Raw genomic sequence first — 26,296 nt, forward strand, 5'->3', positions numbered from 1 at the left:
GAAGCGAGGCGATGTAGGTGCGGCTGGTACTGGTGGGCCCTCCGGGGGCCGGCAAGGGGACCCAGGCTGAGTTCATCGCCGCCCATCTCGCCGTACCGAAGATCTCGACCGGGGACATCTTCCGGGCCAACGTGTCGCAGGGGACGCCGCTCGGCGTCGAGGCCAAGCGGTACATGGACGCCGGGCAGCTGGTGCCGGACGAGGTGACCATCAACATGGTGCGCGACCGGCTCGCCGAGCCGGACGCGTCCGACGGCTTCCTGCTGGACGGGTTCCCGCGGACGGTGCCGCAGGCTCAGGCGCTGGACAAGCTCCTCGCCGACCTGGGCACCGCGCTGGACATCGTCATGGAGCTCGTGGTCGACGACGACGAGGTGATCCGCCGGCTCTCGGGCCGGCGGACCTGCCGTGGCTGCGGGAAGATCTGGCACGTCGAGTTCGACCCGACGAGCAAGGACAACATCTGCGACCGCTGCGGCAGCGAGCTGTTCCAGCGCGACGACGACAAGGCCGAGACGATCGCGAACCGGCTGGTGGAGTACGCGGACAAGACCGCGCCGCTGGTCGACTTCTACGGCGCTCAGGGCAAGCTCGTGGGCATCGACGCGACCGGCCCGGTGGAGGACGTCACCGTGCGCGCGATCGACGCCCTGCGTTCGTACGGCGGCTGAGATGGCACGGAACGAGCAGAGCATCCAGCTCAAGACGCCGGAGCAGATCGAACTGATGCGGGCGGCCGGCCTGGTCGTGGCGGCCGCGCTGGACGCCATGCGTGACGCGGTCGCGCCCGGTGTCTCGACCGCCGACCTGGACGCCATCGCCGAGAAGGTGATCCGCGACGCCGGGGCGATCCCGTCGTTCAAGGGCTACCACGGCTTCCCCGCCTCGATCTGCGCCTCGGTCAACGAGCAGGTGGTGCACGGCATCCCGAGCGCCGAGCAGATCCTCCGCGAGGGCGACCTGATCTCGCTGGACTGCGGCGCCATCCTGGAGGGCTGGCACGGCGACTCGGCGATCACGGTCGGGGTCGGCGAGACCGACCCGGCGCTGCTGCGGATGGCCGAGGTCGCCGAGGACGCGATGTGGGCCGGGATCGCCGCGGCGGCCCGGGGCGTCGCGAACGGCCGGGGCCGGCTCACCGACATCTCCTTCAACATCGAGAAGTCGATCCGCAAGGCCGGCCGGTACGGGATCGTGGACGGCTACGGCGGCCACGGCATCGGCACCGAGATGCACCAGGACCCGCACGTGCTGAACCACGGCAAGCCGGGCCGGGGCGTCAAGGTGATCCCGGGCATGGCCCTCGCCATCGAGCCGATGATCACGATGGGCTCGCCGCGGACCGTGGAGCTCGACGACGGCTGGACCGTGGTGACCCGGGACGGGTCCCGCGCCGCGCACGTCGAGCACACGATGGCCCTGCTCGACGACGGCGTCTGGGTGACGACGGCCGTCGACGGCGGCCGCGCCCGCCTGGGCGAGCTCGTGACGGCCCGCCAGCCGTAGCCCGCACTGGACGCCGGCTGGCATGCTGGGGCCATGGGGCGTGAGGACATGCGGGCGGCCGACGCCGATCGGCAGCGGGTCGCGGATCAGTTGAAGACGGCGCTCGACGAGGGCCGTCTCGATCTCGGCGAGTACGACGAGCGCATCCAGAAGGCGTACGGCGCCCGGACCTACGGCGAGCTGGACGGGCTGCTGACCGACCTCCCCGGGACGATCCCGGCGCAGAGGTCCCAGGTCCAGCCGGCCGCTCCCCAGCACCTCGCCGAGCCTGAGCAGTCCGGGCAGCCTCACCGCAAGGGCGGGGTCGGGCCCATGCTCAGTATCTTCGTGATCTGCACGCTGGTCTGGGCCATCTCGAGCGTGGCTTCCGGGGAGTTCCACTACTTCTGGCCGCTCTGGGTTCTCATCCCGGTGGCCTTCGCCGTTCTGGCGCGACTGAGAGATCGGGACAAGCGACGCGACTGATCGGGACAAGCGACGCCTCTGAGGCGATAAAGTCGTACATGTCCGGCAGTGACACGCCCGACCCCGGGTTACGGAACCCTCGGTTTGTCGTCCCTGTGCCGGGCGCGTAGACTAGCTTGCTGGCGCGCAGCGTCGACTCTCCCATGTCCTCAAGCGCTTCGAGGACGGGTGAGCCGCGGCTGGTCCGAGCTCTCCAGAGGGCTCGGAAACGACGTTGCACAGCCTGCCCCAGAACCCGATGTCAGGTAGCGGAGGACATGCCTAAGAAAGACGGAGCCATCGAGATCGAAGGCCGAGTGATCGAGCCCCTGCCGAACGCAATGTTCCGCGTGGAGCTCGCCAATGGTCACAAGGTCCTGGCACACATCTCCGGCAAGATGCGGCAGCACTACATCCGCATCCTTCCCGAGGACAGGGTCGTCGTCGAACTCTCGCCGTACGACCTGACCCGTGGGCGCATCGTCTACCGCTACAAGTAAGCAGCGGGTCGCGGGGTTTTCTATCCCGTCTGACTGAGAGTTAAGGCAAACCGTGAAGGTCAAGCCGAGCGTCAAGCGGATCTGCAACAACTGCCGGGTCATCCGGCGGCACGGCCGGGTCATGGTCATCTGCAGCACCGACCCGCGCCACAAGCAGCGTCAGGGCTGATTTCAGCCTCGTCGCAGGATCCGCACCACAGCACAAGCTCGTCCAGCCGCGAAGCATTCGCGTGAGCGGCTACACCCCCGGTCGGAGGCCGGGGCCCGCCTGGGCAGGCGGGGCCGGACGGGCACAGACCTCCGAGAGAACTCTGAGGAGCAAGCCCACTTATGGCTCGTCTCGTCGGCGTTGATCTCCCCCGCGAGAAGCGGATGGAGATCGCGCTTACTTACATCTTCGGCATCGGTCGCACCCGTGCCGTCGAGGCACTGACTGCTACCGCGATTGACCTGAACAAGCGCGCCAAGGACCTCACGGACGAGGAGCTGGTCCAGCTCCGCGACTACATCGAGGCCAACTTCAAGGTTGAGGGTGACCTTCGCCGCGAGGTCGCCGCGGACATCCGCCGCAAGGTTGAGATCGGTTGCTACGCCGGCATCCGCCACCGCAAGGGCCTGCCCGTGCGGGGTCAGCGGACCCGGACCAACGCTCGTACCCGCAAGGGCCCGAAGCGCACGGTCGCCGGTAAGAAGAAGCCCGGTCGGAAGTAATAGGAGCGCACTGACTTATGCCACCGAAGGCACGCGCAGGGGCCGCAGTCAAGAAGGTCCGGCGCAAGGAACGCAAGAACGTCGCCCACGGGCAGGCGCACATCAAGAGCACCTTCAACAACACCATCGTGTCGATCACCGACCCGACCGGTGCTGTGATCTCCTGGGCCTCGTCCGGCCAGGTGGGCTTCAAGGGCTCCCGCAAGTCGACCCCCTTCGCCGCGCAGCTGGCCGCCGAGGCCGCCGCGCGTCGTGCCATGGAGCACGGCATGCGCAAGGTCGACGTCTTCGTCAAGGGCCCCGGCTCCGGCCGGGAGACCGCTATCCGTTCGCTGCAGGCCGCCGGCCTCGAGGTCGGACAGATCTCCGACGTCACGCCGCAGCCGCACAACGGTTGCCGTCCGCCGAAGCGTCGCCGGGTCTAAGGGGGATTGACTGATGGCTCGTTACACCGGTGCTGACTGCAAGCGCTGCCGCCGCGAGAAGATGAAGCTGTTCCTCAAGGGCAGCAAGTGCGACGGACCGAAGTGCCCCTTCGAGTCCCGTCCGTTCCCGCCCGGCCAGCACGGCCGTGGCCGGACCAAGGAGACGGAATACCTGCTTCAGCACCGTGAGAAGCAGAAGGCCCGTCGCGCGTACGGCGTCCTCGAGAAGCAGTTCCGCGGTTACTACGAGGAGGCGGTGAACAAGCCGGGCAAGACCGGTGAGGTTCTCCTCCAGATCCTCGAGACCCGTCTCGACAACGTCGTCTACCGGGCCGGCTACGCCGCGTCCCGCGACATGGCCCGGCAGCTGGTCAAGCACGGCCACTTCCTGGTCAACGGTTCCAAGGTCGACATCCCGTCGTACCGGGTCAAGGAACACGACATCGTCACCGTGCGTGAGAAGTCGAAGGAAATGACCCCGTTCGTGGTGGCGCAGGCCCAGGCCGGCTCCCGCCCCGTTCCGGCGTGGCTCGAGCCGATCCCGGCCGAGATGAAGATCCTGATCCACTCGATCCCGGCCCGCGCTGTCATCGACACGCAGGTCCAGGAGCAGTTGATCGTCGAGCTCTACTCCAAGTAGCAGCTCCTGGGGCGCCGGTCTTGCGACCGGCGCCCTGATCCAACGGACGGCCATCAAATAGTGGGTGGCCCGACAGAAAGAAGAACAGCGTGCTCATCAGCCAGCGGCCGACCCTCTCGGAGGAGTCGCTCAGCGAGACCCGCTCCCGGTTCACCATCGAGCCTCTGGAGCCGGGCTTCGGCTACACCCTCGGTAACTCGCTGCGTCGTACCCTGCTGTCGTCCATCCCGGGCGCGGCGGTCACCAGCATCAAGATCGACGGCGTGCTGCACGAGTTCACCACGATCCCCGGTGTCAAGGAGGACGTGGTCGAGCTGGTCATGAACGTCAAGGAACTGACCGTCAGCTCCGAGCACGACGAGCCGGTCAGCATGTACCTGCGCAAGCAGGGCCCCGGCGACGTGACCGCCGGCGACATCCAGCCCCCGGCTGGCGTCTCCGTGCACAACCCCGACCTGAAGCTGGCCACCCTGAACAGCAAGGGCCGGCTCGACATGGAGCTCACCGTCGAGCGGGGCCGTGGCTACGTCACGGCGGCGCAGAACAAGAGCGCCGGCGCCGAGATCGGCCGCATCCCGGTCGACTCGATCTACTCGCCGGTTCTCAAGGTGACCTACCGCGTCGAGGCGACCCGTGTCGAGCAGCGCACCGACTTCGACCGTCTGATCATCGACGTCGAGTCGAAGGCGTCGATCTCGCCGCGGACCGCGCTGGCCTCGGCCGGCTCGACCCTCGTCGAGCTGTTCGGCCTGTGCCGGGAGCTGGACGAGACCGCCGAGGGTATCGACATCGGCCCGTCGCCGCAGGACGCTCAGCTGGCCGCCGATCTGGCCCTGCCGATCGAGGAGCTGGACCTCACCGTCCGGTCGTACAACTGCCTCAAGCGCGAGGGCATCAACAGCGTGGGCGAGTTGATAGGGCGTACGGAGGCCGACCTTCTGGACATCCGGAACTTCGGCCAGAAGTCGATCGACGAGGTCAAGATGAAGCTCGCCGGAATGGGCCTGGGACTGAAGGACAGCGCGCCGTCCTTCGACCCGGCGCACGTCGTGGACTCGTTCGGCGACGTGGATTACGACACCGACGACTACCGCGAGACCGAGCAGCTGTAATCCTGGCTGCCGCGCCATAACTCTGCCTGCCTGAGGCGGCTCCGCCGCACTGCAATAAGGCATATCAACGAGGAGCATCGGAAATGCCCACGCCCACCAAGGGTGCCCGCCTCGGCGGCAGCCCGGCACACGAGAAGCTCATCCTGGCCAACCTGGCCACCGAGCTCTTCCGGCACGGGAAGATCAAGACCACCGAGACGAAGGCCAAGCGGCTGCGTCCGCTGGCCGAGCAGCTCATCACGAAGGCCAAGCGCGGCGACCTGCACGCCCGTCGCCGGGTGCTGACCGTCGTGAAGGACAAGGACGTCGTGTACGCCCTGTTCGAGCAGATCGCTCCGCGGTACACCAACCGTCCCGGTGGCTACACCCGGATCACCAAGACCGGTCCCCGCAAGGGCGACGCCGCTCCCATGGCGGTCATCGAGCTGGTCGAGGAGCTGCAGGTCGCGGCCACCACCGCGCCGGCGAAGTCGGCCCGCAAGGCCGCTGCGCAGCAGAACAAGGTCGAGGCGCTCGCGCCCGAGGACGAGGCGCCCAAGAGCGCTCCGGCCGCGGACACCGACGCCGACCAGGACGCCGAGGCTCCGGTCAACGCGTCCGGTGACAAGGGTGCCGAGGGCCCCGGCGACCAGGCCGAGGGCGACGACACCAAGGCCTGAGTTCCACGTTGAAAGGCCCGGTGCCCACTCAGGGTGCCGGGCCTTTCGCCTGTCCGAAGATCAAGACCTGTCCGAAGATCAAGACCTTTTTTCGTACGAGGGAAGCGCCGCGGGATGACCGGAACCATCCGCCTACGACTGGACGTGTCCTACGACGGCGCCGACTTCTCCGGATGGGCGGTGCAGCCGGGACGCCGTACCGTTGCCGGGGTCTTGATCGAAGCGCTGGGCCGGCTGGTCGGACCGGACACTCCGCTAGGCCTGACCGTCGCGGGACGTACCGATGCCGGTGTGCACGCCACCGGCCAGGTCTGCCACATCGACCTGCCCGCCGACGACTGGGACCGGCTCGGCGGCTCCCTGGTGCGCCGGCTCGCGGCCCTGATGCCGCCGGACGCCCGGGTGCGCGCCGCCACCGAGGTCCCGGACACCTTCGACGCCCGATTCTCGGCGACCTTCCGCCGCTACGAGTACCGCGTCACCGACGACCCGTGGGGCCCCGAGCCGCTGCGCCGGCACGACACCCTCGGCTGGGTGCGCCCGCTCGACCTGGACCGCCTCAACGCCGCGGCCGCCGGCCTGCTCGGCGAGCACGACTTCGCCGCCTTCTGCAAGCGCAAGGAACACGCCACCACCATCCGCGCGATCAGCCGCCTCGACTGGCGCCGCGACCCGGACCGCATCCTGGTGGCCACCGTCCAGGCCGACGCGTTCTGCCAGGCCATGGTCCGCAGCCTGGTGGGCGCCATGCTCTTCGTGGGCGACGGCCGCCGCGAACCCGAGTGGCCGGCCCGCCTGCTGACCCTCCGCGAGCGTTCCAGCGAGGTCACGGTGGCGGCCGCGCACGGCCTCACCCTGGTGGCGGTCGGCTACGCCGACGAGGCCGACTATGCCGCGCGAGCCGAAGCGACGCGCCGCCTGCGGGCCTGACTCAGCGGCCGGCGAGGGTGTTCGCCAGGTGGGTGTCGAGGACCTCGGTCATGATCCGGGTGACCGCGGGGTCGTCGTTGGGGACCAGTTCGTCGCCCGGACTGAGGATCACGCAGTAGAGCAGGTAGTGGTCGTGGGTCCGCCAGATCACCGGGGTCCCGGGCGTGGTCCCGGCCCCGCTCAGGACGGCGAAGCCGCCGTCGCCCGTCTCCACCTGCTCGCGGACCCGTTCGCCGGCCGAGGCGGCGCTCTGGGCGTCCGGGAGGGTGAGGACTCCGGCGGTCACCCGGTAGTCGGCGTAGGGCACGGTGAGGGAGGCGCGGACCGCCTGCGAACATCCGTACCCTCGAAGCACTGACCGCAGCCCACCCGTGACCGCGACCGGGCAATCGGCCTCGACCCGCGCCTCGCCCACCCGGAAGAGGGACGCCCGATCGGGGAAGATCTCGGCCGCGGTGAGGGGAGTGCGGTCGGGGGCACCCGGATCGGTGGCCGGCCGGTTGCCGTCGTCGGCGACGACGAGAAACGCCAGCATCACGACGATGCCGAGCACGATGAGCGAGGCCAGCCCGTGGGTGAGCATGCGGGCGGCCTGGTGGGGCTCCCGCCGGAGGTGCCGCTGCCTGCGGGGTCGAGGGGTGCGATGCTGTCCGGCCGGTCCCGGGAACGGTCTCACGACCAGGGCGTGGGCGGAGCGCGTCGGGGTGGCGTACCGCATGGACCCCAAGCTAGGCGGGGACGCTGATCTATGAACGCACAGGTTGTCCGGCACCCCGCCGTCTCGCCGCTCGTTGCGCGGCGGGAGACTGGCCGGGTGAGTGCCGACCATTACTTCTCCGCCGAGCCGGATGCGCCGCTGCGGCGCGGCGAGATCGAGTTCAGCGTCGCCGGCAAGGACTACCGGCTCGCCGTCGCGTCCGGGGTGTTCTCGGCCGGCCGGCTGGATCCCGGCACCGCCGTGCTGCTGCGCAAGGCGCCCCTGCCGGACGCGACCGCCGCCGGGACGTTCCTCGACCTCGGCTGCGGCTACGGGCCGATCGCCTGCGTGCTGGCGACCGAGGCGCCGGCCGCGACGGTGTACGCCGTGGACGTGAACTCCCGGGCCCGCGAGTTGACCGCCGAGAATGCACAAGCGCTTCGGGTACGGGTCGCCGCGCCGGACGAGGTTCCGCAGGACGTGACGTTCGACCAGATCTGGAGCAACCCGCCCACCCACGTCGGCAAGGCGGAGCTGCACGGGCTGATGGAGCGCTGGCTGCCCCGGCTCGCCCCGGACGGCGTGGCCTGGCTGGTGATCAACCGGAACCTGGGCGGTGATTCGCTGCACACCTGGCTCACCGGTCTCGGCTGGCGGGTGGAGCGTATCGCCAGCCAGAAGGGCTTCCGGGTGCTCAAGGTCGGCCGAAATTCGGCTGACTGACGGTCGGCCACCGGGGAGGATGCCGCCATGGGTTACGTGGATGTCGCCGGCGTCGGATTCGTGCTGCCGGATGGGCGAGAGCTCTTCTCCGACGTGTCGTTCCGGGTCGGCGAGGGCGCGAAGGTGGCGCTCGTCGGTCCGAACGGGGCCGGCAAGACGACGCTGATGCGCATGGTGGCGGGCGACATCCCGACACAGTCCGGGACGATCGCGCGCTCCGGCGGGCTCGGCGTGATGCGCCAGTTCATCGGGATGATCGGCGATGACCGTACCCTTGAAGATCTTGCCTTGTCCCTGGTCTCTCCCGCACTCGGCGCGGCAGGCGAGCGGGTCCGCAAGGCGGCCGCGGCCCTCGACGAGACCGAGAAGAGCCAGATCGCGTACGCGAACGCCCTGGCCCACTGGGGCGAGGTCGGCGGCTACGAGGCGGAGGTCCTGTTCGACACGGTGACCGTCGCGATCCTCGGCAAGCCGTGGGAGGAGGCGAAGGACCGGATCGTCCGGACGCTCTCCGGCGGCGAGCAGAAACGGTTCGCGCTCGACCTGCTGTTCCGCGGCGGTGACGAGGTGCTGCTGCTCGACGAGCCGGACAACTTCCTCGACGTCCCGGCGAAGCGCTGGCTGGAACAGCGGATGCGCGAGTCGTCCAAATCGGTCCTCTACGTCTCGCACGACCGGGAGCTGCTGGCGCAGACCGCGGACCGGGTGGTGGCGGTCGAGGGCGGCGGCGCCTGGACGCATCCGGCCGGGTTCGCGTCCTGGCACGAGGCCCGCGGCGACCGGCACGAGCGGATGGAGGAGCTGCGCCGCCGCTGGGACGAGGAACACGAGAAGCTCCGCGAACTGGTCTTCACGCTGAAGAACAAGGCCGCCTACAACGACGGGCTGGCCTCCCGCTACCAGGCCGCGCAGACCCGGCTCCGCAAGTTCGAGGAGGCCGGCCCGCCGCCGCTGCCGCCGAAGGACCAGGCCGTGAAGATGAACCTGCGCGGTGGCCGTACCGGCAAGCGCAGCGTCATGTGTGAGCAGCTCGAACTGGAGAACCTGACGTTCCCGTTCGACCTGGAGATCTGGTACGGCGACCGGGTCGCCGTGCTGGGCGCGAACGGCACCGGCAAGTCGCACTTCCTGCGACTGCTCGCGGCCGGCGGATCCGAGCCCGACCTGGAGCACAAGCCGGTCGACGGCGCGCCGCTCACCCACGTGATGCACGACGGCAGGGCCCGGCTCGGCGCCCGGGTGCGCCCCGGGCACTTCTCGCAGACCCACGACCGTCCCGAGCTCATGGAGAAGACGCTCGTCGAGATCCTCTGGCGCGGCGACGAGCACCGGTCCGGTGTGGACCGTGCCGGGGCCATGAAGGCGCTCAACCGGTACGAGCTCGCGGCGCAGGGCGATCAGCGGTTCGGCACCCTGTCCGGCGGGCAGCAGGCGCGGTTCCTGGTGCTGCTGCTGGAGCTCTCCGGCGCGACCCTGCTGCTGCTCGACGAGCCGACCGACAACCTCGACCTGGCGTCGGCCGAGGCGCTCGAGGAGGGGCTGAAGGCGTTCGACGGCACGGTGATGGCTGTCACCCACGACCGCTGGTTCACCCGCTCCTTCGATCGTTTCGTGCTGTTCAGGGGCGACGGCGAGGTCGTCGAGGTTCCCGAACCGGTTTGGGACGTGCGCTGAGCTGGCTGGCTCCGCTTCGCTCCGCGGCGATTGCCTTGTAACCGGTGAGATCGGACGCGGTTTCCCGACACCCGCAAACCCCACGGGTGCCGGGAAACCGAGTCCGATCTCACCGGCGGCAATCGCTAGCGTTCATGTGATGGGTCGGGTTAGGGTCCGACTAGTAGAACAACCCCACGGGAGTCCGGGCACCGGGCTGAGAGGGGGGCTGATGCGGCCCCCGACCGTCGAACCTGATCCGGGTCATGCCGGCGCAGGGAGGAGTGCTTCATGCACGGTTTCTTTCCGTTCCCCCGGCTCCACGTCATCACCGACTCGCTCGACGTCGTGCGCGGCGTGGCGGGCCACGAGGACGTGGCCGTCCAGATCCGGGTCAAGAGCACCGACGCGGTCGCGTACGCGCTGACCGTCGCGGCCCTGGAGATCCTCCGGCCGGCCGGCACGATGTGCCTGGTCAACGACCGGGTGGCGGTCGCGCTCGCGGCCGGGGCGGACGGCGTCCACCTCGGTGAGGACGACCTCCCGGTGGAGGCGGGCCGCAGGGTGCTCGGGCCGGACGCGGTGATCGGCGCGACGTGCCGGAACCCGACCGCCGCCCGGGCCGCGGTGGCCGCCGGCGCCAGCTACCTCGGCACCGGGCCGGCGTTCGCGACGTCCACGAAGGACGGCTTACCGCCACCGATCGGGCCGGCCGGGGTCGCCGCGGTCGTCGACGCGGTGCCGGGCACGCCGGTGCTGGCGATCGGCGGCATCACCGCCGACCGGGTGCCGGTCCTGCCGTCGTACGGCGTCGCCGCGATCGGCGCGTTCGTCGCCGACCCGAAGCGCGCGGTCGCCGAGTTCCTCGAAGCGCTCCGATGAGGGTCGCCGTCGTCGGCGGCGGGATCATCGGTCTCGCCATCGGCCGTGAGCTGCTGCGCCGGAACGCCGACGTCACCGTCTACGACCCCGCGCCGGCCGGGACCGGCGGCGCCTGGCACGTCGCGGCCGGGATGCTGGCGCCCGGTGGGGAGTCGGCGTTCGAGTTCCCGTTCCTGGAGCCGTTGCTGGCGGCGTCGAACGAGCTGTGGCCGGCCTTCGCCGATGAACTCGGAGATGTCGGTTATGACGACGCCGGCACGCTGAGTGTCGCCCTGACCGCCGACGATCTGGCCGAGGCGCGGCGCGAATGGGCGCACCAGAAGCTGACGACACTCACCGGATCGCAGGCGCGTGATCTCGAGCCTGCTCTGTCCCCTCGGGTCCGGGCAGGTGCCTTCGCTCCCACCGAGCGTCAGGTCGATCCGCGCAAGGTGGTGGCGGCGTTGCGAAGAGCGCTGAATGGCCGCATTGTGCGTCGGAACATTTCGAATTTATCCGAAATGGAAGGCAGGGTCATTGTTGCGGCCGGCTGCGGGACGGCCACACTCACCGGCCTCCCGATCCGCCTGGTCAAAGGCCAGATCCTCCGGCTGCGCGGCGAACCGGGCCTGCTCAAGCACGTCGTCGACGGCGCTGCCGACGGCCGGCACGTCTACCTCGTCCCGCGCGCCGACGGCGAGGTCGTGGTCGGCGCGACCCAGGAGGAGCGGTCCGACCGGGCGATCACCGCGGGCGGCGTGCACGACCTGCTGCGGGCCGCCCTCGACCTGGTGCCGGGCCTCTCCGAGCACGAGATCGCCGAGTGGACGGTGGGGCACCGTCCCGGGACCCCGGACAACGCGCCGATCATCGGTGCCCTGAACGACCGCGTCATCGTCGCCGCCGGTCATCACCGCAACGGGGTGCTGCTCGCCCCGATCACCGCACGGCTGGTGGCGGATCTGGTGCTGACCGGCGCCGCGGATCCCCTGATCGACGCTTTCACCCCCGGGAGGTTCGGATGCGCCTGACGATCAACGGCCAGGACCGGAGCCGGTCCGAGTCCTGCACGGTCGCGACCCTCGTGGCCGAGCTCATCGCCGCCCAGCGTGGGGTGGCCGTCGCCGTCAACGGGACCGTGGTGCCGCGCTCCACCTGGGGCGAGGTCGACCTCGCCGACGGTGACCGGGTCGAGGTCCTCACCGCCGCGCAAGGAGGCTGAGATGTCGTTCCTCCCGGACAACGGGCTGATCCTCGGCACCGGTGGCGCGCAGAGCCTCGCCGCCCTCGAGGAGGCGATCGAGGCGTCCGAGACTACGCTGGTCACGGTGGCGCTGCGCCGGGTCGACGCGGCCGGGCCGGGCCTGCTGCCGATGCTCGACCGCCTCGGCGTTCGGGTGCTGCCGAACACCGCGGGCTGCTACACGGCCGGCGACGCGGTGAAGACCGCGCAGATGGCGCGCGAGGCGTTCGAAACCGATCTGATCAAGCTCGAGGTGATCGGCGACGAGCGGACGCTGCTGCCGGACGGCGTGGAACTGCTGAAAGCGGCCGAGGCGCTGGTGGCGGACGGGTTCACGGTCCTGCCGTACACCACCGACGACCCGATCCTGGCCCGCCGCCTCGCCGACGCCGGATGCGCCGCGGTGATGCCCGCCGGCTCGCCGATCGGTTCCGGTCTCGGGATCTCCAACCCGCACCACATCGAGCTGATCCGGCAGAGCGTCGACGTGCCGGTGGTCCTGGACGCCGGGATCGGCACCGCCTCGGACGCGGCGCTCGCCATGGAACTCGGCTGCGACGCGGTACTGGTCGCGAGCGCGATCACCCGGGCCGACGACCCGGCGGCGATGGCCTCGGCGATGCGTCACGCGGTCGCGGCGGGTCGTCTCGCCCGTACCGCCGGGCGCATCCCACGCCGGTTCCACGCCCTCGCGTCCACTCAAGACGACGGCATCGCGCAATGGTGACGCCGGGCGGGCTCGTCGTGCTCACCGACCGGCGGTCCGCCGCCGGGCCGCTGGTGGAAGTGGTCGCGGCGGCGGTCCGCGGCGGCGCCGAGTGGGTCGTTCTCCGCGAGAGAGATCTTCCGTACGCCGACCGCGCCGCTCTCGCGTCGCGACTGCGGAGACTACTGCCGGCCGGGCGGCTGATCGTCGCGGGACCGGACCCGCTCGGCGGCGACGCCGTGCATCTGTCCGCGGCCGATCCGCTGCCGGCCGGGGTTCCGCTGGTCGGACGCTCGTGGCACGGAACCGAGCCGCTGTCCGATGTGGATTACGTGACCCTGTCACCGATCTACCCGACCGCCACGAAGCCCGGCTACGGCCCGGCTCTGGGCCCGGCATCCGCCGCCGCGACGGCCGGTCCGATGCCGTGGCTGGCCCTCGGCGGCGTCGACTCCGCCGCCCGGGCAGCCGAGTGCGCCGAGGCGGGCGCCGACGGAATCGCGGTGCTCGGAGCCATCATGCGAGCCGCCAACCCTCAACGCGTAGCGAGCGAGCTGGCCGGCGCTTTCGCCGCGGCCAAACGCCGCCCCCGCGACCCCTCCCGCACCCCTGCCCCCGACTCCCGCGACCCCTCGCGCACCCCTGCCCGCGATCTTGTTGATCTGTGCAGGGACGGAGCTGCCCCAATCAACAAGATCGGGAGTGGAGGGCTGGGGTCGCTCCCGCCTCCTCGCGATCTTGTTGATTCGTGCAGGGACGGAGCAGCCCCAATCAACAAGATCGGGAGTGGGGAGCTGGGGTCGCTCCGGCCTGGTCGCGATCTTGTTGATTTGGGTGGGGGCGGGGCTGCCGGGATCAACAAGATCGGGAGTGGGCGGGTTGTTAGGGAAGGGGCCGTGGGGGAGGGGGTGGGGACGTGGTGACGCCGCCTGTTGTGCTGACCATCGCCGGGTCGGATTCTGGTGGGGGCGCTGGGATTCAGGCCGACCTCAAGACCTTTGCGGCTCTGGGTGCGTTCGGCACGTCGGTGATCACGGCGATCACCGCGCAGAACACGCTAGGGGTCACTGCTATCCACGGGGTGCCGGCGGACATCGTGGCGGCGCAGCTCGACGCGGTTCTCTCCGATCTGCCGGTAGCGGCCGTGAAGGTCGGCATGATCTCGGATCCGGCGGTCGCCAAGGTGATCGCGGAGCGGGCCGGTGACCTTCCGAACCTGGTGATCGACCCGGTTCTGGTGGCGACCGCGGGCAGCCGGCTCGGCGAGGCGGCCGTGGTCGGGGTGCTCCTCCCGTACGCCATGGTCGTGACCCCCAATCGGCACGAAGCCGGCGCCCTCCTCGGAAGGGTGATCGAAACGGCCGAGGAGATGGCCTCGGCCTCGGCCGAGCTTGCGGACCTCGGGCCACGCGCGGTCGTCGTGACCGGAAGTGAGCTCGCGGTCGACGTGCTGCGGCACGGCGGTGAGACCTCGCTGCTGCGCGGCGAGCCGGTGGCGACCCGGAACAACCACGGTTCCGGCTGCACCTTCTCGTCGGCGATCGCGGTGCGGCTGGCGGCCGGCGATCCGATTCCGGACGCGGTCGCGGCGGCCAAGGAGTACGTGCATCGCGGGCTGCGCGGCGGCAGCTCGTGGCGACTCGGGGCGGGACCCGGGCCGCTGGATCACTTCGGCTGGGCCGTCTAGGTCCTCCTTTTAGCCCGGTGCGCGGCCTCGTGCTGCCTCGCGCCGCCGTTTTTATCCTGATTTGGGGAGGTATGGGTATGCGACGCAAGGTCTATGTGGACGGTGTCCCGTTCACCGAGGTGGTGCTGAGCAACGACGAGCCGCCGGTGCGCCTCTACGACACCTCCGGTCCCGGCAGTGATCCGCTCGTCGGGCTGCCGCCCCTGCGCAAACCGTGGTGGACCGGGAAGACGCAGCTCGCGGCGGCCCGGGCCGGGATCGTCACGCCGGAGATGGAGTTCGTGGCGAAGCGCGAGGGCGTGCCGGCCGAGGTGGTGCGCGAGGAGATCGCGGCCGGCCGGGCCGTGCTGCCGGCCAACCGCAACCACCCGGAGTCCGAGCCGATGATCATCGGGTCGCGGTTCCTCGTGAAGGTCAACGCGAACATCGGCACGTCGGCGGTGACCTCCTCGGTCGCCGAAGAGGTGGAGAAGCTGACCTGGGCGACCCGGTGGGGCGCCGACACGGTGATGGACCTGTCGACCGGGCCGCGGATCCACGAGACGCGCGAGGCGATCGTCCGGAACTCGCCGGTGCCGATCGGGACCGTGCCGATCTACCAGGCGTTGGAGAAGGTCGGCGGCGATCCGCTGAAGCTGACCTGGGAACTGTTCCGGGAGACCGTTCTCGAGCAGGCCGAGCAAGGCGTGGACTACATGACGATCCACGCCGGGGTGCTGCTCGAATACGTGCCGCTGGCCGCCGAGCGGGTGACCGGCATCGTCTCCCGCGGCGGCTCGATCATGGCGGCCTGGTGTCTCGCCGAGCACCGGGAGAACTTCCTCTACACCCACTTCCGGGAACTCTGCGAGATCTTCCGGGAGTACGACATCACGTTCTCCCTCGGCGACGGGCTCCGGCCGGGGTCGATCGCCGACGCCAACGACGAGGCCCAGTTCGCGGAGCTGCGTACCCTCGGCGAACTGACCCACATCGCGTGGGAGTACGACGTGCAGGTGATGGTCGAAGGCCCCGGCCACGTGCCGATGCACAAGATCAAAGAGAACGTGGATCTCCAGCAGGATCTGTGCTCGGGCGCGCCGTTCTACACCCTCGGGCCGCTCGCCACCGACATCGCGCCGGCCTACGACCACATCACCTCGGCCATCGGCGCAGCGATGATCGGGATGTTCGGCACCGCGATGCTCTGCTACGTCACCCCGAAGGAACACCTCGGCCTGCCCAACAAGGAGGACGTCAAGGCCGGGATGATCGCCTACAAGATCGCGGCGCATGCGGCCGACCTCGCGAAGGGTCACGCCGGGGCGCAGGAGTGGGACGACGCGCTGTCCCGGGCCCGGTTCGACTTCCGCTGGGAGGATCAGTTCGAACTGGCCCTCGACCCGGAGACGGCCCGCGCCTACCACGACGAGACGCTGCCGGCGGCGCCCGCGAAGACCGCGCACTTCTGCTCGATGTGCGGCCCGAAGTTCTGCTCCATGAAGATCAGCCACGAGCTGCGGGCGGCCGGGATGAAGGCGAAGAGCTCGGAGTTCGTGGACGCGGGCGGCCGCGTCTACCTGCCGGTGGCGCCGTCCGCCTGATCCTCGCTGCTCGCCGCGCTCGGCGTCGCGCTCGGCGTCGTGCTCGGCGTCGCGCTCGGCGTCGTGCTCGGCTTTGCGTGCGGCAGGAAGTCGTAGATCGGTTCGTGGTGCGCCTCGGGCTCGGGGGCCGGGGCGCCTACGGACTGGTTGAGCTCGGCGAGGGTCTCCATGGCCTTGCGCTCGGCTTCCGGCTTGAGGCGGATGGGGCGCTGCAGCGGAGGTTTGTCGTCGGCCGGTTGTTCGTCCTTGGCCGGGTCTTCGGCCTTCGCTGGCTCGGAGGTCTTCGCCGGCTCGGAGGTCTCCGCCGGCTCGGCGGCCTTCTTGCGGGGGCGGCGGGCGCGCTTCTTCGGTGCTTCGGGTTTGAGTTCTTCGACGGGCTCTTTCGCTGCTTCCGGCTCCGGTGTCGAGCTTTCCAGGGGTGAGGGCTCCGGCGTCGAGGGCTCCGGTTTCGAGGGCTCGGTGGGCGAGGAGATCTCCTGCGTGGGCTGTGTGGGCTGCTCCTCCGCGAACTCTTCCTTCGCCGGCTCGGGCTCGGGCTCGGGCGGGAGCGGGGCGGCCTTGGCGGCTCTGCGGGCGGGCGCCCGGCGGGCCGGCGCCGGCTTCGTCTCCGGTTGCGGCGGCCGGGGGACGGCCGAGGCGATCCGATAGCGGTAGGTCACCCCGTCGTCGCGGACCACGAAGTCGTCGGCGCCGTCCGGCCGGGTCCAGGTGAGGATCATCTGGCCGTACTTCTCGGCGAGCTTCACCAGGGCCGGGAAGCTGTCGACGATCACGACCGGTTTGCCGGGCGGGCTCGCCATCGGCTCGACCGGGACGAGAAGGTGCGGGTAGCGGCGTTCGATCTGGTTCCGGGTGCGCAGCGGCACGCGGCGGAAGGCCGTCGTGGCCACGGCCGCAGCCCCGATGAACGCGGCGAGCAGCAGGATGACCGCATACTTACGCGCTTGCGCGGCGGTGAGGAGATCCCTTCCGAGAAGGGAGATCTGGCGGGGGTACGCCTCGCCGCCCGATGTCGCGGCCGATCGTTCGACAAGGAGGCTCTGCGCGCCGCCGGCGAGAGCGAGCTGGACGTCGTTCAGGGTGAACGACAGCGTCGGTTCGAAGGTCGAGCCGTCGTCGTGACGGACGAGCGCGGTGACCGTCGCGGTGATGGGACCGATGTCCGAGCCGATCGCCTCACTCGCTTTCTTGGCACGATCCTCGAAGCCGTCGAGATCGAGCGAGACGGTGCCGACGAAGCGCTGTGCGGTGAACTTTTTGGCCTGTGCCAGCGGGATGGTGGAATGCCAGCCGGCCGACGACGAGAGCCGGGCACTCACTTCGACCTCGCCGGGCTTGCCGAGATACTGCATCCGCAGGACGACGAAGTCGGCGAGATTCCGGTAGATCGGATCGGGGGAGTACGCGGTGGTGCCGTCGTAGGCGGCGCTCCGCGGCACGTCAGCGGAGTAGGAGAAGGTCATCCGCTCGCCCGCAGCCGAAGAGGGAGCGGTGATCTGGGTCGCCGGTTTCATCCATCCGAGCACGCCTAGGGCGAGACCGAGAACGGTCAGCACGGCGGAGAACGCGGCGACGGCGCGGATGGCGGGATGCAGCCGACCGGCCGCCTTGGCCACGGCCGTCACCACCGCCCACGAGCCGCCTTGGCCAGACATGCCCTTCGCTCTCTTCTTCTGCCTGCCGCGCGGAACGTCCCGGCGGGTTCTCGCCGTGGCCGTGGCTGCGCCGCCACTGGCGATCAGGAATCCGAACATCCCGAGAGCGGTGGGGCTGAGCAGTGGTTTCAGCCATCTGCCGCCCTGGGGGACGTGCAGAACCGCGCGGCCGATGAGCTCATCCGCGGTGGGGTTGAGCGAGTCGGCCGACGGGTTGTTGTCTCCTTGGAAGACATAGCCGGTGAGCGGGTCGCCGCCGATGATGCGGTGGAGTGTCTCAATGCCTCCGACCCCATGGTATGCGGCGATCTGCCCCACTTCGTAGGAATCGAATTTGATCAGGAAGACCAGATCGTCCGCGTAGTACGTGGGGTTCATGCTCACCCCGTGAGTGACGACGTAGGAGAGTCGGTGTGTGCCGACCGCCCAAGCACCGATGGCCGCCATCATGAAGATGGCGGCCACGGCGATACGTCGGAACCTCGGAATGGCTACTCCGTGATGTGACGGCTCAATGCTGCGGTAGCAGCCATGGTGTCACCCGGGAGAACCGTCCGGAGGCGTTCTGGATCAGGCGACGACGACGCTCACGTCGAGGTCGGTCACGGCGGTGAGGTAGTCGGTGCCCGTGTTGGCGACCGTGCAGTTCCACACCGTGCCGCTGGAGTAGGTGCAGGTGAGCGCCTTCGACGTAGCTGCGTTGTTGCCGCTGTCGGTGCCCTTCAGGACTCCGGACACCGTCGAGGTGGTGGGAAGGGTCATGCCGCCGGAAGCCGTCAGGTCGAGGGTCGCGCCGACGATCTTGTTAGCGTCCGTGGCGTCAGCCTTCAGCTTCGCCGAGGTGAGGACTGCGCCCTCGACCGTCATGGTGGTGGTGCCACCGCCAACGATCTTGGTGAAACCGCCGCTGTTGGTCACGCCGGAGGCGGTGAAGGCGGTGCTTCCGGCCGCGACGACACCGGCGACGGCAATTCCACCAAGCAGCTGCAGCATGTTGCGCATAGAAGGTTTCTCCCCAAGGTCGGTAGCCCAGCCGGCCCGTAAGGCCCCGTGGCTTTGCGTCCCCGGCTTGCGCCGGGTTTGCTCTTTCGCCGTGAGCGGTTGCTCGCTGACGCCAGGTTGTTCGGCTGGGGTTCCGGGGGGCTGAGCGGTCGCGGAGACTTTTTCTGAAGAAACCGCACCTGATAGCGGGTGGGGTGCTAACGGGGTGCGAGGCGGCTTTTCGAAACGGTGAAATGGGGGCGGGGCGACCGTCGGGAGGACGGCTGCCCCGCGTACGAAGAAAGGTTTTAAAGCTTGTAGAACGTCACGTAGTGGTCCGGCGTGAAGTAGGCGACGCGCGTGCTCCGGTTCACGACGATGCGGTAGGCGTCCCGGGAGGCGCCGCGGGCGCGGGAATAGACGTCGTATTCGCTGTACGTGGCGGACGGCAGTTGACCTTCGCGGTTGTAGAACGTGCCGCCGGTGTAGTTGTAGTTGCCGTACGGCCAGGAGTACCAGCCGGCGCTCGTCGGCCAGCCCAGGGACTGCCAGCCGGTGAACGCGGTGCGCGCGGCCGAGCAGCGGCTGATCGTGCAGCTGTTGTGTACGGCGGCCTGAGCCGCGTCGGTGCCGGTCGGCGCGACGACCGCGGGCGCGACCAGAGCGGTGCCCGACAGGGCGAAGACCAGGGCGACGCCTGCGAAGAGGCGGCCGATTCGGGACAGCGGGCGGGATTGCCGGTCGGTGCGCATGATCGGACTCCGATGCCGTGGGGGATGACCCGGACATCGAATATCGTCACTTTCGGGCGGGGGTTGCGGTACCTCCCGGACCGATCATTTCATCGGCGTCCATCGACGCTTCATGCGCCGCCCAGGCCGTTCACCCAGTCGACGTACTCCGACTCCTGGCGTCCACCCCGGCCGCGCTGCGGCGGCGGGCCGCTGATCGAGGTGGGCTCGACGACCGGCGGGCGCGGCGTGATCCGGGGGTGCTCGGCGGTGTCGATGCCGGTCCGGGGACCCGGGTTGCCGGTGGCGAAACCGTCGAACGAGCCGGCTGGGGACGCCGGTGGGTTCTCCGGGCCGGAGCGGCGGCCACGCCAGCCTCGGCGCTGGCTCGGCGCCGCCTCCTGCTGACCGGAGAAGCGGGGCGCGGGCTCCTGCGGCCGGCTCGGGGAGAAGCGGCCCTGGGCGGGCGCTGCCTGGGGCGCGGCTGCCTGGTGCGTGGCGGCATGCGCGGGGCCGGCCTGCGACGGGCCGGCCTGCGACGGGCCCTGGCCGAACGGCGTGCCGGTGCCGGAGGTGAACGGCGAGTTCGGCGCGTTGGCCGGGGCCTGATTCGCCAGGTCGGCAAGGGGGTGAGGACGGTCGGCAGGCGGGTGCGAGCGGTCGGCGTGGGGGTGCGGTCGGTCGGCAAGCGGGTGCGGGCGGTCCGCGACCGGGTGCGGGCGGTCGGCGGCGGGGATGACGCCGGTGTCCGAGGGGCGTAGCTGGGCCTCCGGGCGCTGCGCGGCGGCGGCCGCCGCGGCGGCGATGGCCGACTGCTGGGCGGGTGCCGGCGCGTCGCGGCGGGGCAGCGGCGGCGCGTCGGCGGCAGGGGTGGCGGCAGGGGTGGTGGCGGCGGTGTCGGAGGAGGATGCCGCGGCCGCGCCCTCCCGTTCCGGCGCGCCCCGCACGATCACGGCGAGCACCGAGCCGAGCACGCCGGCGCCGCTGGCGACCATCGCGCCCCAGTACGGGTTGAGCGCGAAGCCGGTGGTCTCGCCGGGTCCGGCGATCAGGTAGGCGAGGGTCAGCAGCGCCGGACCGGCCAGGCCGGCGAGCGCCACCGTGGCGGTCGACATCCGGCGGCCGCGGGCGAGCCAGCCGAGGATCACGCCGGAGAGCAGGGCGAGGACCGGCATGGTGACGAAGTCGGTGTGGTCGGCGACCGCTCCCGGGATGAGGCTGCCGCCGAGTACGCCGAGCCGGACCTCGCCCGGTGTGCGGCCGGGCAGCAGCGACGGGGCGATCGAGACGAGCGCGACGATCCAGGCCAGGACGGTCAGCGTGGCGAGGCTCCACCGGGCGACGGCCTTCGCGGCGGCGGCCCAGGCGGCGAAGATGCCCACGGCGGCGCCGAGGACCGCGCAGACGCCGATCACGAAGACCGGGTTGACGCCGGCGACCTGGGCGGCGCGGGCCGGCTGCATGGTCAGCGGAAGCACCGCGAGGGAGCCGAGACCGGCGGCGAGGCCGAGGCCGAGCGCTCCACCCGTACCGATGGGCTGCGGCAGCCATCGGGGCCGGAAGCCGGTCCCGACGATCGCGCCGACCGCGGCAGCGGTCATCGCGAACCAGGCCACCCACGCGAGCTGTGACGTCCATTGGTCACTCGCAGTGACGTCCAGATCCCGATCCAGGTGCACCACGCCGAGCCCGTAGGCGAGGCCTAGCTGACCTGCGCCGACGACCGCAGCGGCGCCGGTCGTCGTGGCCAGTAGCTTCACCCAGCTCCGAATTGCCATGCCGCGCACGTTACGGAATGTTCCGGGTGACGCGCCAGTCCGGGGACCGCTTATTAAGACACCCTAAAGTCTGGATCTTAAGCATCGAACTGTGTCACTATCTAGGCCGTCACTACGGGTGATCGCGAGGCGACGTACGGGCATTTGCCACACGCACCGTCCGCAGTGGACACTATTCCGCGCCGGACAACGAGTCCGTCGCGTCGTGCCGATCCTTGCGAACGTGAGACCTTCGCGAGGTCACGGGACGGGAATCCCAGTGGCTGGAACGGTGACGGTGGCTTCACGGAAGGTCGCGGGTGAGACATTCGCGCACGTCAAACCGGACGTCGCTGCCTCGGTACACCTGTGCGCGCGATTTCCGGGGGGACAGCCGAGTATTTTCCGGGCGGATCCACCCTTCCCAAAGGGTCGGCCGTTCTGGTGAAATCGCCGCCGTGCCGGATTCGGCGCGGGCTTTGCTGCGGGCGCCGGACGGGGCCGGGCCGCGGCCCCTGATGCGCCGGCCGTCCGGCCGGATCCGCCGGTTTCGCCGGAGGCGAGCGGGGACGACCACGAAGGAGATGTCGTGAGCACGGGATCCTCGGCCCAGGCTGCACGACGCGGTGGCCTTCCGTGGCTGCGGGACGCGAGCATGCGCGCCAAGCTGGCAGCCCTCATCTTCATTCCGCTCGTCGCGGTGCTGGTCCTCGCCATCGTCCGGCTCGGCGAGGTCGGTGAGCGCGCGAGCGACACCGGCCGGGTCGCCGACCTGACCGCCCTCGGCACCGACCTGTCCCGGCTGACCGATCTGGTGCATGACGAGCGGATGGCCGGTCTCGCGTACCTGGCCGTGCCGGGCGCCGCCGACACCGGATACCGCGAGGCGACCAAGGCGGTCGACGCCCAGGCGCAGACCTTCCGGGCGCACCGCGCGGAGATCGAGGAGATCCCGGCGCTGGTGGACGAGCGCCTCACCGCGATCGAGACCGTCCTCGGCACGCTGCCGGAGATCCGTGGCGCCGTCACCGGCCGCGGCGGCCAGGTGCCCGAGGTGGCCAGCCGGTACGGCGACGCGCTCACCGGCATGTCCGGTTTCGATAACACCCTGAGCCGCGTCGCCGACCCCGGGCCGGTGGCCGACGGCCTGCGGACGCTGGCGGCCTTCAGCAGGATCCAGGCGGCGGCCGCGGAACAGGCGGCGGTGACGTTCTCCGCCCGTACGTCGGGGGGTCTGGACGCCACCCGGCAGCAAGCGATCGTCGCAGCCCAGGCCACCCGCCGGGAGGCCCTGGCCGACCTCCGGTCGGTCGCGGCCGGACCGCAGACCGCCCTCGCCGAGACGGTGCTCCAGGACGACGCCGTGGCCCGGGCCGACGCCCTTTCCGGCCGGCCGGACGAGCTCGCCGCCACCGCGCCGAACGACGTGGTCGACGCGTTCGGCACGGTCACCGAACTGCTCCGGGCCGCCGACGTCCAGCTCGGTGAGCAGGTCGTCGCGGTCGCCGAGGAGAGCAGTTCGGACAGCGCCCAGCGCGCCACCATCGAGTTCGTGCTGGTCCTGATCGTGCTGATCCTCGCCGTCGCGGTCGCGATCTACCTGGGCCGCTCGATGCACATCGCGGTGCGCCGCCTCCGGGAGGGCGCACTCGCGGTGGCCAACCGGGATCTTCCCGACGCCGTGACTCGTTTGCAGGATGTGGAGAACCTGGGCGAGGGCGGCGTCGACCGGATCGTCGCGCAGACCCGGGACCCGATCCGGGTCACCGAGGACGACGAGTTCGGCCAGGTCGCCGAGGCGTTCAACATGGTGCACCGGGAGGCCATCCGGGTCGCGGCCGAACAGGCGGCGCTGCGGACCAGCGTCTCGACGATGTTCCTGAGCCTGGCCCGGCGCAGCCAGACCCTGGTCGACCGGATGATCGGCGAGCTCGACCAGATCGAGCGGATGGAGGAGGACCCGAAGCGGCTGGCCCGCCTCTTCGAACTCGACCACCTCGCCACCCGGATGCGCCGCAACGACGAGAATCTGCTGGTCCTGGCCGGCGCCGAGGTGGGCGCGCCGCGCCGCGAGGACGCGCTGCTGATCGACGCGATCCGGGCCGCGCAGTCCGAGGTGGAGCTCTACCACCGGATCGAGTTCGGCTCGATCGACACCGACGTGCTGGTCACCGCCGCGGCGGTCAACGACGTCGTACGCCTGATCGCCGAACTCCTCGACAACGCCACCCGCTTCTCCCCGCCCTCGACCGTCGTCATGGCGCACGGCGGCCGGGTGGGCGACCACGCCGTGATCTACGTCGAGGACCGCGGCCTCGGCATCTCCGCCGACCAGATGGAGCAGATCGACCGCCGGCTGCACGAGCCGTCCGAGGTGGACGTCGGCACGTTCCGCCTGATGGGCTTCGCGGTGATCGGCCGGCTCGCCGCCCGGCACGGCATCCTCGTCGAACTGCGCGCCGGCAGCGAGGGCGGCACCATCGCCGAGATCACCCTGCCGTCCGACGTCGTGGTGCTGCCGGGCGCGCCCGCCGCGCCGGCCCCGAGCCGCGCCGCGAGCTGGACCCGCCCCGGCCCGCCACCCCAATCCGCCGGGACACGCTCCGCCGGGACGCCGCGCAATGCCGGCGGCATGCCGCGCATCGAGGTACGGCCGCCGGTCCGCTCGGCGCCGATGCCGGCCGAGCCGCTGTTCCGGCAGGCGGTGTCGCTGAGCGGTCCGGTGTCCGATCTGGATCTGGCGCCCACGCCGGATCGGCCGCCGCTGCCGGCTCGCACGCCTTCCTCGCCCGCGCCCGCTTCCGCTTCCGCACCCGCTTCCGCACCCGCTTCCGCTTCCGGGCAGGCGGGGCCGGGCGGGCGGCTCGAGCAGTTCTCGGCGTGGGGATCGCCGGCGCCGTCTGCGCCGGACCCTTCGCCGGCCTGGGGAACGCCGCCGGACCGCATCCAGCTCGAGATGCAGACCAACTGGTTCGACCGGGCCGCCGAGGAGCAGGCCAACCTGGGTATGCCGACCGCCGGCTACGCCCCGGCCCCCGTCTCGGCGACCCCTTCCGCCGGATTCTCCGCCCCCTCATCACCCGCCGCCGGATCCCGCGCCTCCGCCCCTTCGGCCGCCGTGCCGTGGGCGACCCCGGCCGAAGCGCCCTGGGCCTCCCCGGCCGCCGCGTCCTGGTCTCCGCAGGTCTCCGCGCCGCCACTCTCAACCCCGCCGGTCAGCGCGCCCCCTGCCCCCACCCGCCCGGCAAGCGCCCCACCGGTCCCATCGGCCCCAGCGGCCCCACCAGCCCCACCGGCCCCAGCGGCCCCACCAGCCCCACCGGCCCCAGCGGCCCCACCGGCCCCCAAGCCCCAACCCGCCGCCTCCTCCGTCCCCAGGCCCCGCGAAGCGCCCGAATCCGAGGACCGCTGGCGCACCAGTGCCGACGAAGGCTGGCAGCGGGCGATGGCCGCCGCGATCCCCCAGGACGCCGGTACCACCCGTTCGGGACTGCCGAAGCGGGTGCCGCAGGCGCAACTGGTCCCCGGCGGGGTGCAGACCACCCCGCGGACCCAACATCGTCGCAATCCGGATGAGGTTCGAGGGCTGTTGTCCTCGTATCACCGTGGAGTGCAGCGAGGGCGGACGGACGGCGTTGCCGATTCCGCCGCGTCAGTTCCTAAGGAGAACGATCAGTGACCAGGCCCCCCACCATGCAGGACATGGGCTGGCTGCTCAGCAATTTCGTGGACAGCATCGCCGGCGTCGCGCACGTCGTCGCGGTCTCGGCGGACGGCCTGCTGCTCGCGTCGTCGCGTGACCTGCCGGCGGATCGGGCGGATCAGCTCGCCGCGATCACGTCCGGCGTGGTCAGCCTCACCGACGGCGCGTCGCGGATGTTCAGTGCGGGAAAGGTGCAGCAGACCATCATCGAAATGGATAGCGGTTATCTTTTCCTGATGTCCATCAGCGACGGTTCGTCGATGGCGGTCCTGGCGGCGCGCAGCTGCGACGTCGGTCAGGTCGGCTACGAGATGGCCCTGCTGGTGGAGCGGGTCGGCGCGGCGTTGTCGCCGGCGCCACGCGAGGCCGTCAGCTATTAGACGCCGGGCGGACCGCCCTGGCGGAGACGAGGTGACCGCGACATGACAGAGCCGCACGATCCCCGGGGCAACCTGGTGCGGCCGTACGCGGTCACCCGGGGCCGGACCGAACCGATCCGGGACATCCCGATCGAGGCGGTTCTGGTGGCGAGTGTGGCGGCCGTGCAGGAGTCGCGGTTCGCCGGACATGACAAGTACCGCATCGCTGTGCTGTGTGAGCCGAAGGCCCAATCGCTCGCGGAACTCGCGGCGCTGACCCGGATGCCACTGGGGGTCACCCGGGTGCTCGTCGCCGACATGGTCGCCGACGGGTTGTTGACGTTGCACAGTGCCGCTCCGAAGAAGGGCTTCACGGAGCGGATGGATCTTCTGGGAAGGGTGTTGAGTGGACTACGCAAGCTCTGAGGGGGCCGGAGCTCGTCCCACGGAGATCACCTCCGCCAAGATCGTCATCGCCGGTGGATTCGGCGTGGGCAAGACGACTCTCGTCGGTGCCGTCTCCGAGATCGAGCCGCTGACCACGGAGGCCGTGATGACCACGGCCGGAGAGGGCATCGACGACGCGTCCAAGGTGCCGGGCAAGGGCTCGACCACGGTGGCGATGGACTTCGGCCGCATCACGATGGCCGAGGACCTGATCCTCTACCTGTTCGGCACCCCGGGACAGACCCGCTTCTGGTTCATGTGGGACGAGCTGATCCGCGGGGCGGTCGGTGCCGCGGTACTCGTGGACACCCGTCGCCTCACCGACGCGTTCGCGCCGCTCGACTACTTCGAGAACCGGCATCTGCCGTACCTGGTCGCGGTGAACTGCTTCGACGGAGCGCCTCGTTACGAGCCGGAGGAGGTCCGTGAGGCACTGGCGATCCCGAAGCGGGTGCCGCTGCTCATGTGTGACGCACGGCACCGCGAGTCCGTCAAGGCCGTGCTGATCGGGGTGGTCGAGCACGCGATGGCGACCCTGGTGGCCGAGCACGAGGGCCATCCGGCGACGGTGGGATAGAAGATC

General features: G+C 70.5%; 28 protein-coding genes, 1 pseudogene and 2 riboswitches. Of the genes and pseudogenes, 24 read left to right on the forward strand and 5 right to left on the reverse strand.

Annotation, left to right across the window (positions count from 1 at the left end):
* Positions 1 to 17 precede the first annotated feature (17 nt).
* From AB0G10_RS30885 to truA, 11 genes are all read left to right on the forward strand, one after another.
* Positions 18 to 671, forward strand: a complete 654-nt coding sequence (locus AB0G10_RS30885) for an adenylate kinase (RefSeq protein WP_127545809.1) — start codon at positions 18 to 20, stop codon at positions 669 to 671.
* A 1-nt stretch (position 672) separates the two neighbouring features.
* On the forward strand, positions 673 to 1,506 hold the full coding sequence (map, locus tag AB0G10_RS30890; RefSeq protein WP_360929482.1) for a type I methionyl aminopeptidase: 834 nt from the start codon (positions 673 to 675) through the stop codon (positions 1,504 to 1,506).
* 33 nt (positions 1,507 to 1,539) lie between these two features.
* Entirely contained in the window at positions 1,540 to 1,971 is a 432-nt protein-coding gene (locus tag AB0G10_RS30895) for a DUF1707 domain-containing protein (RefSeq protein ID WP_360929485.1), read from the forward strand.
* 257 nt (positions 1,972 to 2,228) lie between these two features.
* Positions 2,229 to 2,450 carry a translation initiation factor IF-1 gene (gene infA / locus AB0G10_RS30900; protein ID WP_007073013.1) on the forward strand — a complete coding sequence of 74 codons (222 nt, stop codon included), beginning with the start codon at positions 2,229 to 2,231 and terminating at the stop codon, positions 2,448 to 2,450.
* 52 nt (positions 2,451 to 2,502) lie between these two features.
* Entirely contained in the window at positions 2,503 to 2,619 is a 117-nt protein-coding gene (gene rpmJ, locus AB0G10_RS30905; RefSeq protein ID WP_014440745.1) for a 50S ribosomal protein L36, read from the forward strand.
* A gap of 161 nt (positions 2,620 to 2,780) precedes the next feature.
* Complete coding sequence (gene rpsM / locus AB0G10_RS30910; RefSeq protein WP_127545815.1) at positions 2,781 to 3,161, forward strand: 30S ribosomal protein S13; 381 nt, start codon at positions 2,781 to 2,783, stop codon at positions 3,159 to 3,161.
* Positions 3,162 to 3,178: 17 nt separating this feature from the next.
* On the forward strand, positions 3,179 to 3,586 hold the full coding sequence (gene rpsK / locus AB0G10_RS30915; RefSeq protein WP_014440747.1) for a 30S ribosomal protein S11: 408 nt from the start codon (positions 3,179 to 3,181) through the stop codon (positions 3,584 to 3,586).
* A 13-nt stretch (positions 3,587 to 3,599) separates the two neighbouring features.
* Entirely contained in the window at positions 3,600 to 4,226 is a 627-nt protein-coding gene (rpsD, locus tag AB0G10_RS30920; protein WP_014440748.1) for a 30S ribosomal protein S4, read from the forward strand.
* A gap of 89 nt (positions 4,227 to 4,315) precedes the next feature.
* Positions 4,316 to 5,338 (forward strand): DNA-directed RNA polymerase subunit alpha, encoded by a 1,023-nt coding sequence (locus AB0G10_RS30925; RefSeq protein ID WP_014440749.1) that lies wholly within the window; start codon positions 4,316 to 4,318, stop codon positions 5,336 to 5,338.
* 83 nt (positions 5,339 to 5,421) lie between these two features.
* Positions 5,422 to 5,997 carry a 50S ribosomal protein L17 gene (rplQ, locus tag AB0G10_RS30930; protein WP_360929489.1) on the forward strand — a complete coding sequence of 192 codons (576 nt, stop codon included), beginning with the start codon at positions 5,422 to 5,424 and terminating at the stop codon, positions 5,995 to 5,997.
* Between the two features lie 114 nt (positions 5,998 to 6,111).
* Positions 6,112 to 6,927, forward strand: a complete 816-nt coding sequence (gene truA / locus AB0G10_RS30935) for a tRNA pseudouridine(38-40) synthase TruA (protein ID WP_360929492.1) — start codon at positions 6,112 to 6,114, stop codon at positions 6,925 to 6,927.
* Between the two features lies 1 nt (position 6,928).
* Here the strand turns inward: truA and AB0G10_RS30940 are convergent, their stop codons facing one another.
* Positions 6,929 to 7,645: a hypothetical protein gene (locus AB0G10_RS30940; RefSeq protein ID WP_360929495.1), complete on the reverse strand. Its 717-nt coding sequence runs from the start codon at positions 7,643 to 7,645 to the stop codon at positions 6,929 to 6,931.
* A 96-nt stretch (positions 7,646 to 7,741) separates the two neighbouring features.
* Between AB0G10_RS30940 and AB0G10_RS30945 the strand changes: the two genes are divergently transcribed.
* The 9 genes and pseudogenes from AB0G10_RS30945 (at position 7,742) to thiC (ending at position 16,080) form a co-directional block, all read left to right on the forward strand.
* Complete coding sequence (locus tag AB0G10_RS30945; RefSeq protein ID WP_360929497.1) at positions 7,742 to 8,347, forward strand: methyltransferase; 606 nt, start codon at positions 7,742 to 7,744, stop codon at positions 8,345 to 8,347.
* 27 nt (positions 8,348 to 8,374) lie between these two features.
* Complete coding sequence (locus AB0G10_RS30950; protein WP_360929500.1) at positions 8,375 to 10,021, forward strand: ATP-binding cassette domain-containing protein; 1,647 nt, start codon at positions 8,375 to 8,377, stop codon at positions 10,019 to 10,021.
* A 166-nt stretch (positions 10,022 to 10,187) separates the two neighbouring features.
* Positions 10,188 to 10,298, forward strand: a riboswitch (TPP riboswitch).
* A complete protein-coding gene (locus AB0G10_RS30955; RefSeq protein WP_360929503.1) occupies positions 10,292 to 10,882 on the forward strand; it encodes a thiamine phosphate synthase in 591 nt (196 codons plus the stop codon). It overlaps the preceding riboswitch by 7 nt.
* Entirely contained in the window at positions 10,879 to 11,892 is a 1,014-nt protein-coding gene (gene thiO / locus AB0G10_RS30960; protein ID WP_360929506.1) for a glycine oxidase ThiO, read from the forward strand. The genes AB0G10_RS30955 and thiO overlap by 4 nt, the downstream gene beginning before the upstream one ends.
* Positions 11,883 to 12,083 carry a sulfur carrier protein ThiS gene (gene thiS, locus AB0G10_RS30965; protein WP_360929508.1) on the forward strand — a complete coding sequence of 67 codons (201 nt, stop codon included), beginning with the start codon at positions 11,883 to 11,885 and terminating at the stop codon, positions 12,081 to 12,083. The genes thiO and thiS overlap by 10 nt, the downstream gene beginning before the upstream one ends.
* A 1-nt stretch (position 12,084) precedes the next feature.
* On the forward strand, positions 12,085 to 12,831 hold the full coding sequence (locus AB0G10_RS30970) for a thiazole synthase (protein ID WP_360929511.1): 747 nt from the start codon (positions 12,085 to 12,087) through the stop codon (positions 12,829 to 12,831).
* Positions 12,825 to 13,379: pseudogene (locus AB0G10_RS30975) on the forward strand (thiamine phosphate synthase); the annotation flags it as partial. The gene AB0G10_RS30970 and the pseudogene AB0G10_RS30975, both read left to right, overlap by 7 nt.
* Before the next feature lie 350 nt (positions 13,380 to 13,729).
* Positions 13,730 to 14,497: a bifunctional hydroxymethylpyrimidine kinase/phosphomethylpyrimidine kinase gene (gene thiD, locus AB0G10_RS30980; protein ID WP_360929514.1), complete on the forward strand. Its 768-nt coding sequence runs from the start codon at positions 13,730 to 13,732 to the stop codon at positions 14,495 to 14,497.
* A 71-nt stretch (positions 14,498 to 14,568) separates the two neighbouring features.
* Positions 14,569 to 16,080: a phosphomethylpyrimidine synthase ThiC gene (thiC, locus tag AB0G10_RS30985; RefSeq protein WP_360929517.1), complete on the forward strand. Its 1,512-nt coding sequence runs from the start codon at positions 14,569 to 14,571 to the stop codon at positions 16,078 to 16,080.
* Here the strand turns inward: thiC and AB0G10_RS30990 are convergent.
* The 4 genes from AB0G10_RS30990 to AB0G10_RS31005 form a co-directional block, all read right to left on the reverse strand.
* A complete protein-coding gene (locus AB0G10_RS30990) occupies positions 16,053 to 18,113 on the reverse strand; it encodes a DUF5305 family protein (RefSeq protein ID WP_360929520.1) in 2,061 nt (686 codons plus the stop codon). The two genes, thiC and AB0G10_RS30990, sit on opposite strands and share 28 nt — an antisense overlap.
* 192 nt (positions 18,114 to 18,305) lie before the next feature.
* Positions 18,306 to 18,728, reverse strand: coding sequence for a hypothetical protein (locus AB0G10_RS30995; protein ID WP_360929523.1), 423 nt, complete (start codon positions 18,726 to 18,728; stop codon positions 18,306 to 18,308).
* A gap of 27 nt (positions 18,729 to 18,755) precedes the next feature.
* A riboswitch (cyclic di-GMP riboswitch) is annotated at positions 18,756 to 18,830 on the reverse strand.
* A 194-nt stretch (positions 18,831 to 19,024) separates the two neighbouring features.
* Positions 19,025 to 19,468: a ribonuclease domain-containing protein gene (locus tag AB0G10_RS31000; protein WP_360929526.1), complete on the reverse strand. Its 444-nt coding sequence runs from the start codon at positions 19,466 to 19,468 to the stop codon at positions 19,025 to 19,027.
* Between the two features lie 110 nt (positions 19,469 to 19,578).
* Entirely contained in the window at positions 19,579 to 21,225 is a 1,647-nt protein-coding gene (locus AB0G10_RS31005; protein ID WP_360929529.1) for a hypothetical protein, read from the reverse strand.
* Positions 21,226 to 21,793: 568 nt separating this feature from the next.
* Between AB0G10_RS31005 and AB0G10_RS31010 the strand changes: the two genes are divergently transcribed.
* The 4 genes from AB0G10_RS31010 to AB0G10_RS31025 are packed head-to-tail and all read left to right on the forward strand — an operon-like array spanning position 21,794 to position 26,290.
* Positions 21,794 to 24,883, forward strand: coding sequence for a nitrate- and nitrite sensing domain-containing protein (locus tag AB0G10_RS31010; RefSeq protein WP_360929532.1), 3,090 nt, complete (start codon positions 21,794 to 21,796; stop codon positions 24,881 to 24,883).
* Positions 24,880 to 25,287 carry a roadblock/LC7 domain-containing protein gene (locus tag AB0G10_RS31015; protein WP_360929534.1) on the forward strand — a complete coding sequence of 136 codons (408 nt, stop codon included), beginning with the start codon at positions 24,880 to 24,882 and terminating at the stop codon, positions 25,285 to 25,287. Before AB0G10_RS31010 ends, AB0G10_RS31015 begins: the two co-directional genes overlap by 4 nt.
* 42 nt (positions 25,288 to 25,329) lie before the next feature.
* On the forward strand, positions 25,330 to 25,692 hold the full coding sequence (locus AB0G10_RS31020; RefSeq protein WP_360929537.1) for a DUF742 domain-containing protein: 363 nt from the start codon (positions 25,330 to 25,332) through the stop codon (positions 25,690 to 25,692).
* Positions 25,673 to 26,290 (forward strand): ATP/GTP-binding protein, encoded by a 618-nt coding sequence (locus AB0G10_RS31025; RefSeq protein ID WP_360929540.1) that lies wholly within the window; start codon positions 25,673 to 25,675, stop codon positions 26,288 to 26,290. Before AB0G10_RS31020 ends, AB0G10_RS31025 begins: the two co-directional genes overlap by 20 nt.
* Positions 26,291 to 26,296: the final 6 nt, after the last annotated feature.

Origin of the sequence: Actinoplanes sp. NPDC023714 (genome assembly GCF_040639855.1) — a bacterium.
In the GTDB taxonomy this organism is placed as follows: domain Bacteria; phylum Actinomycetota; class Actinomycetes; order Mycobacteriales; family Micromonosporaceae; genus Actinoplanes.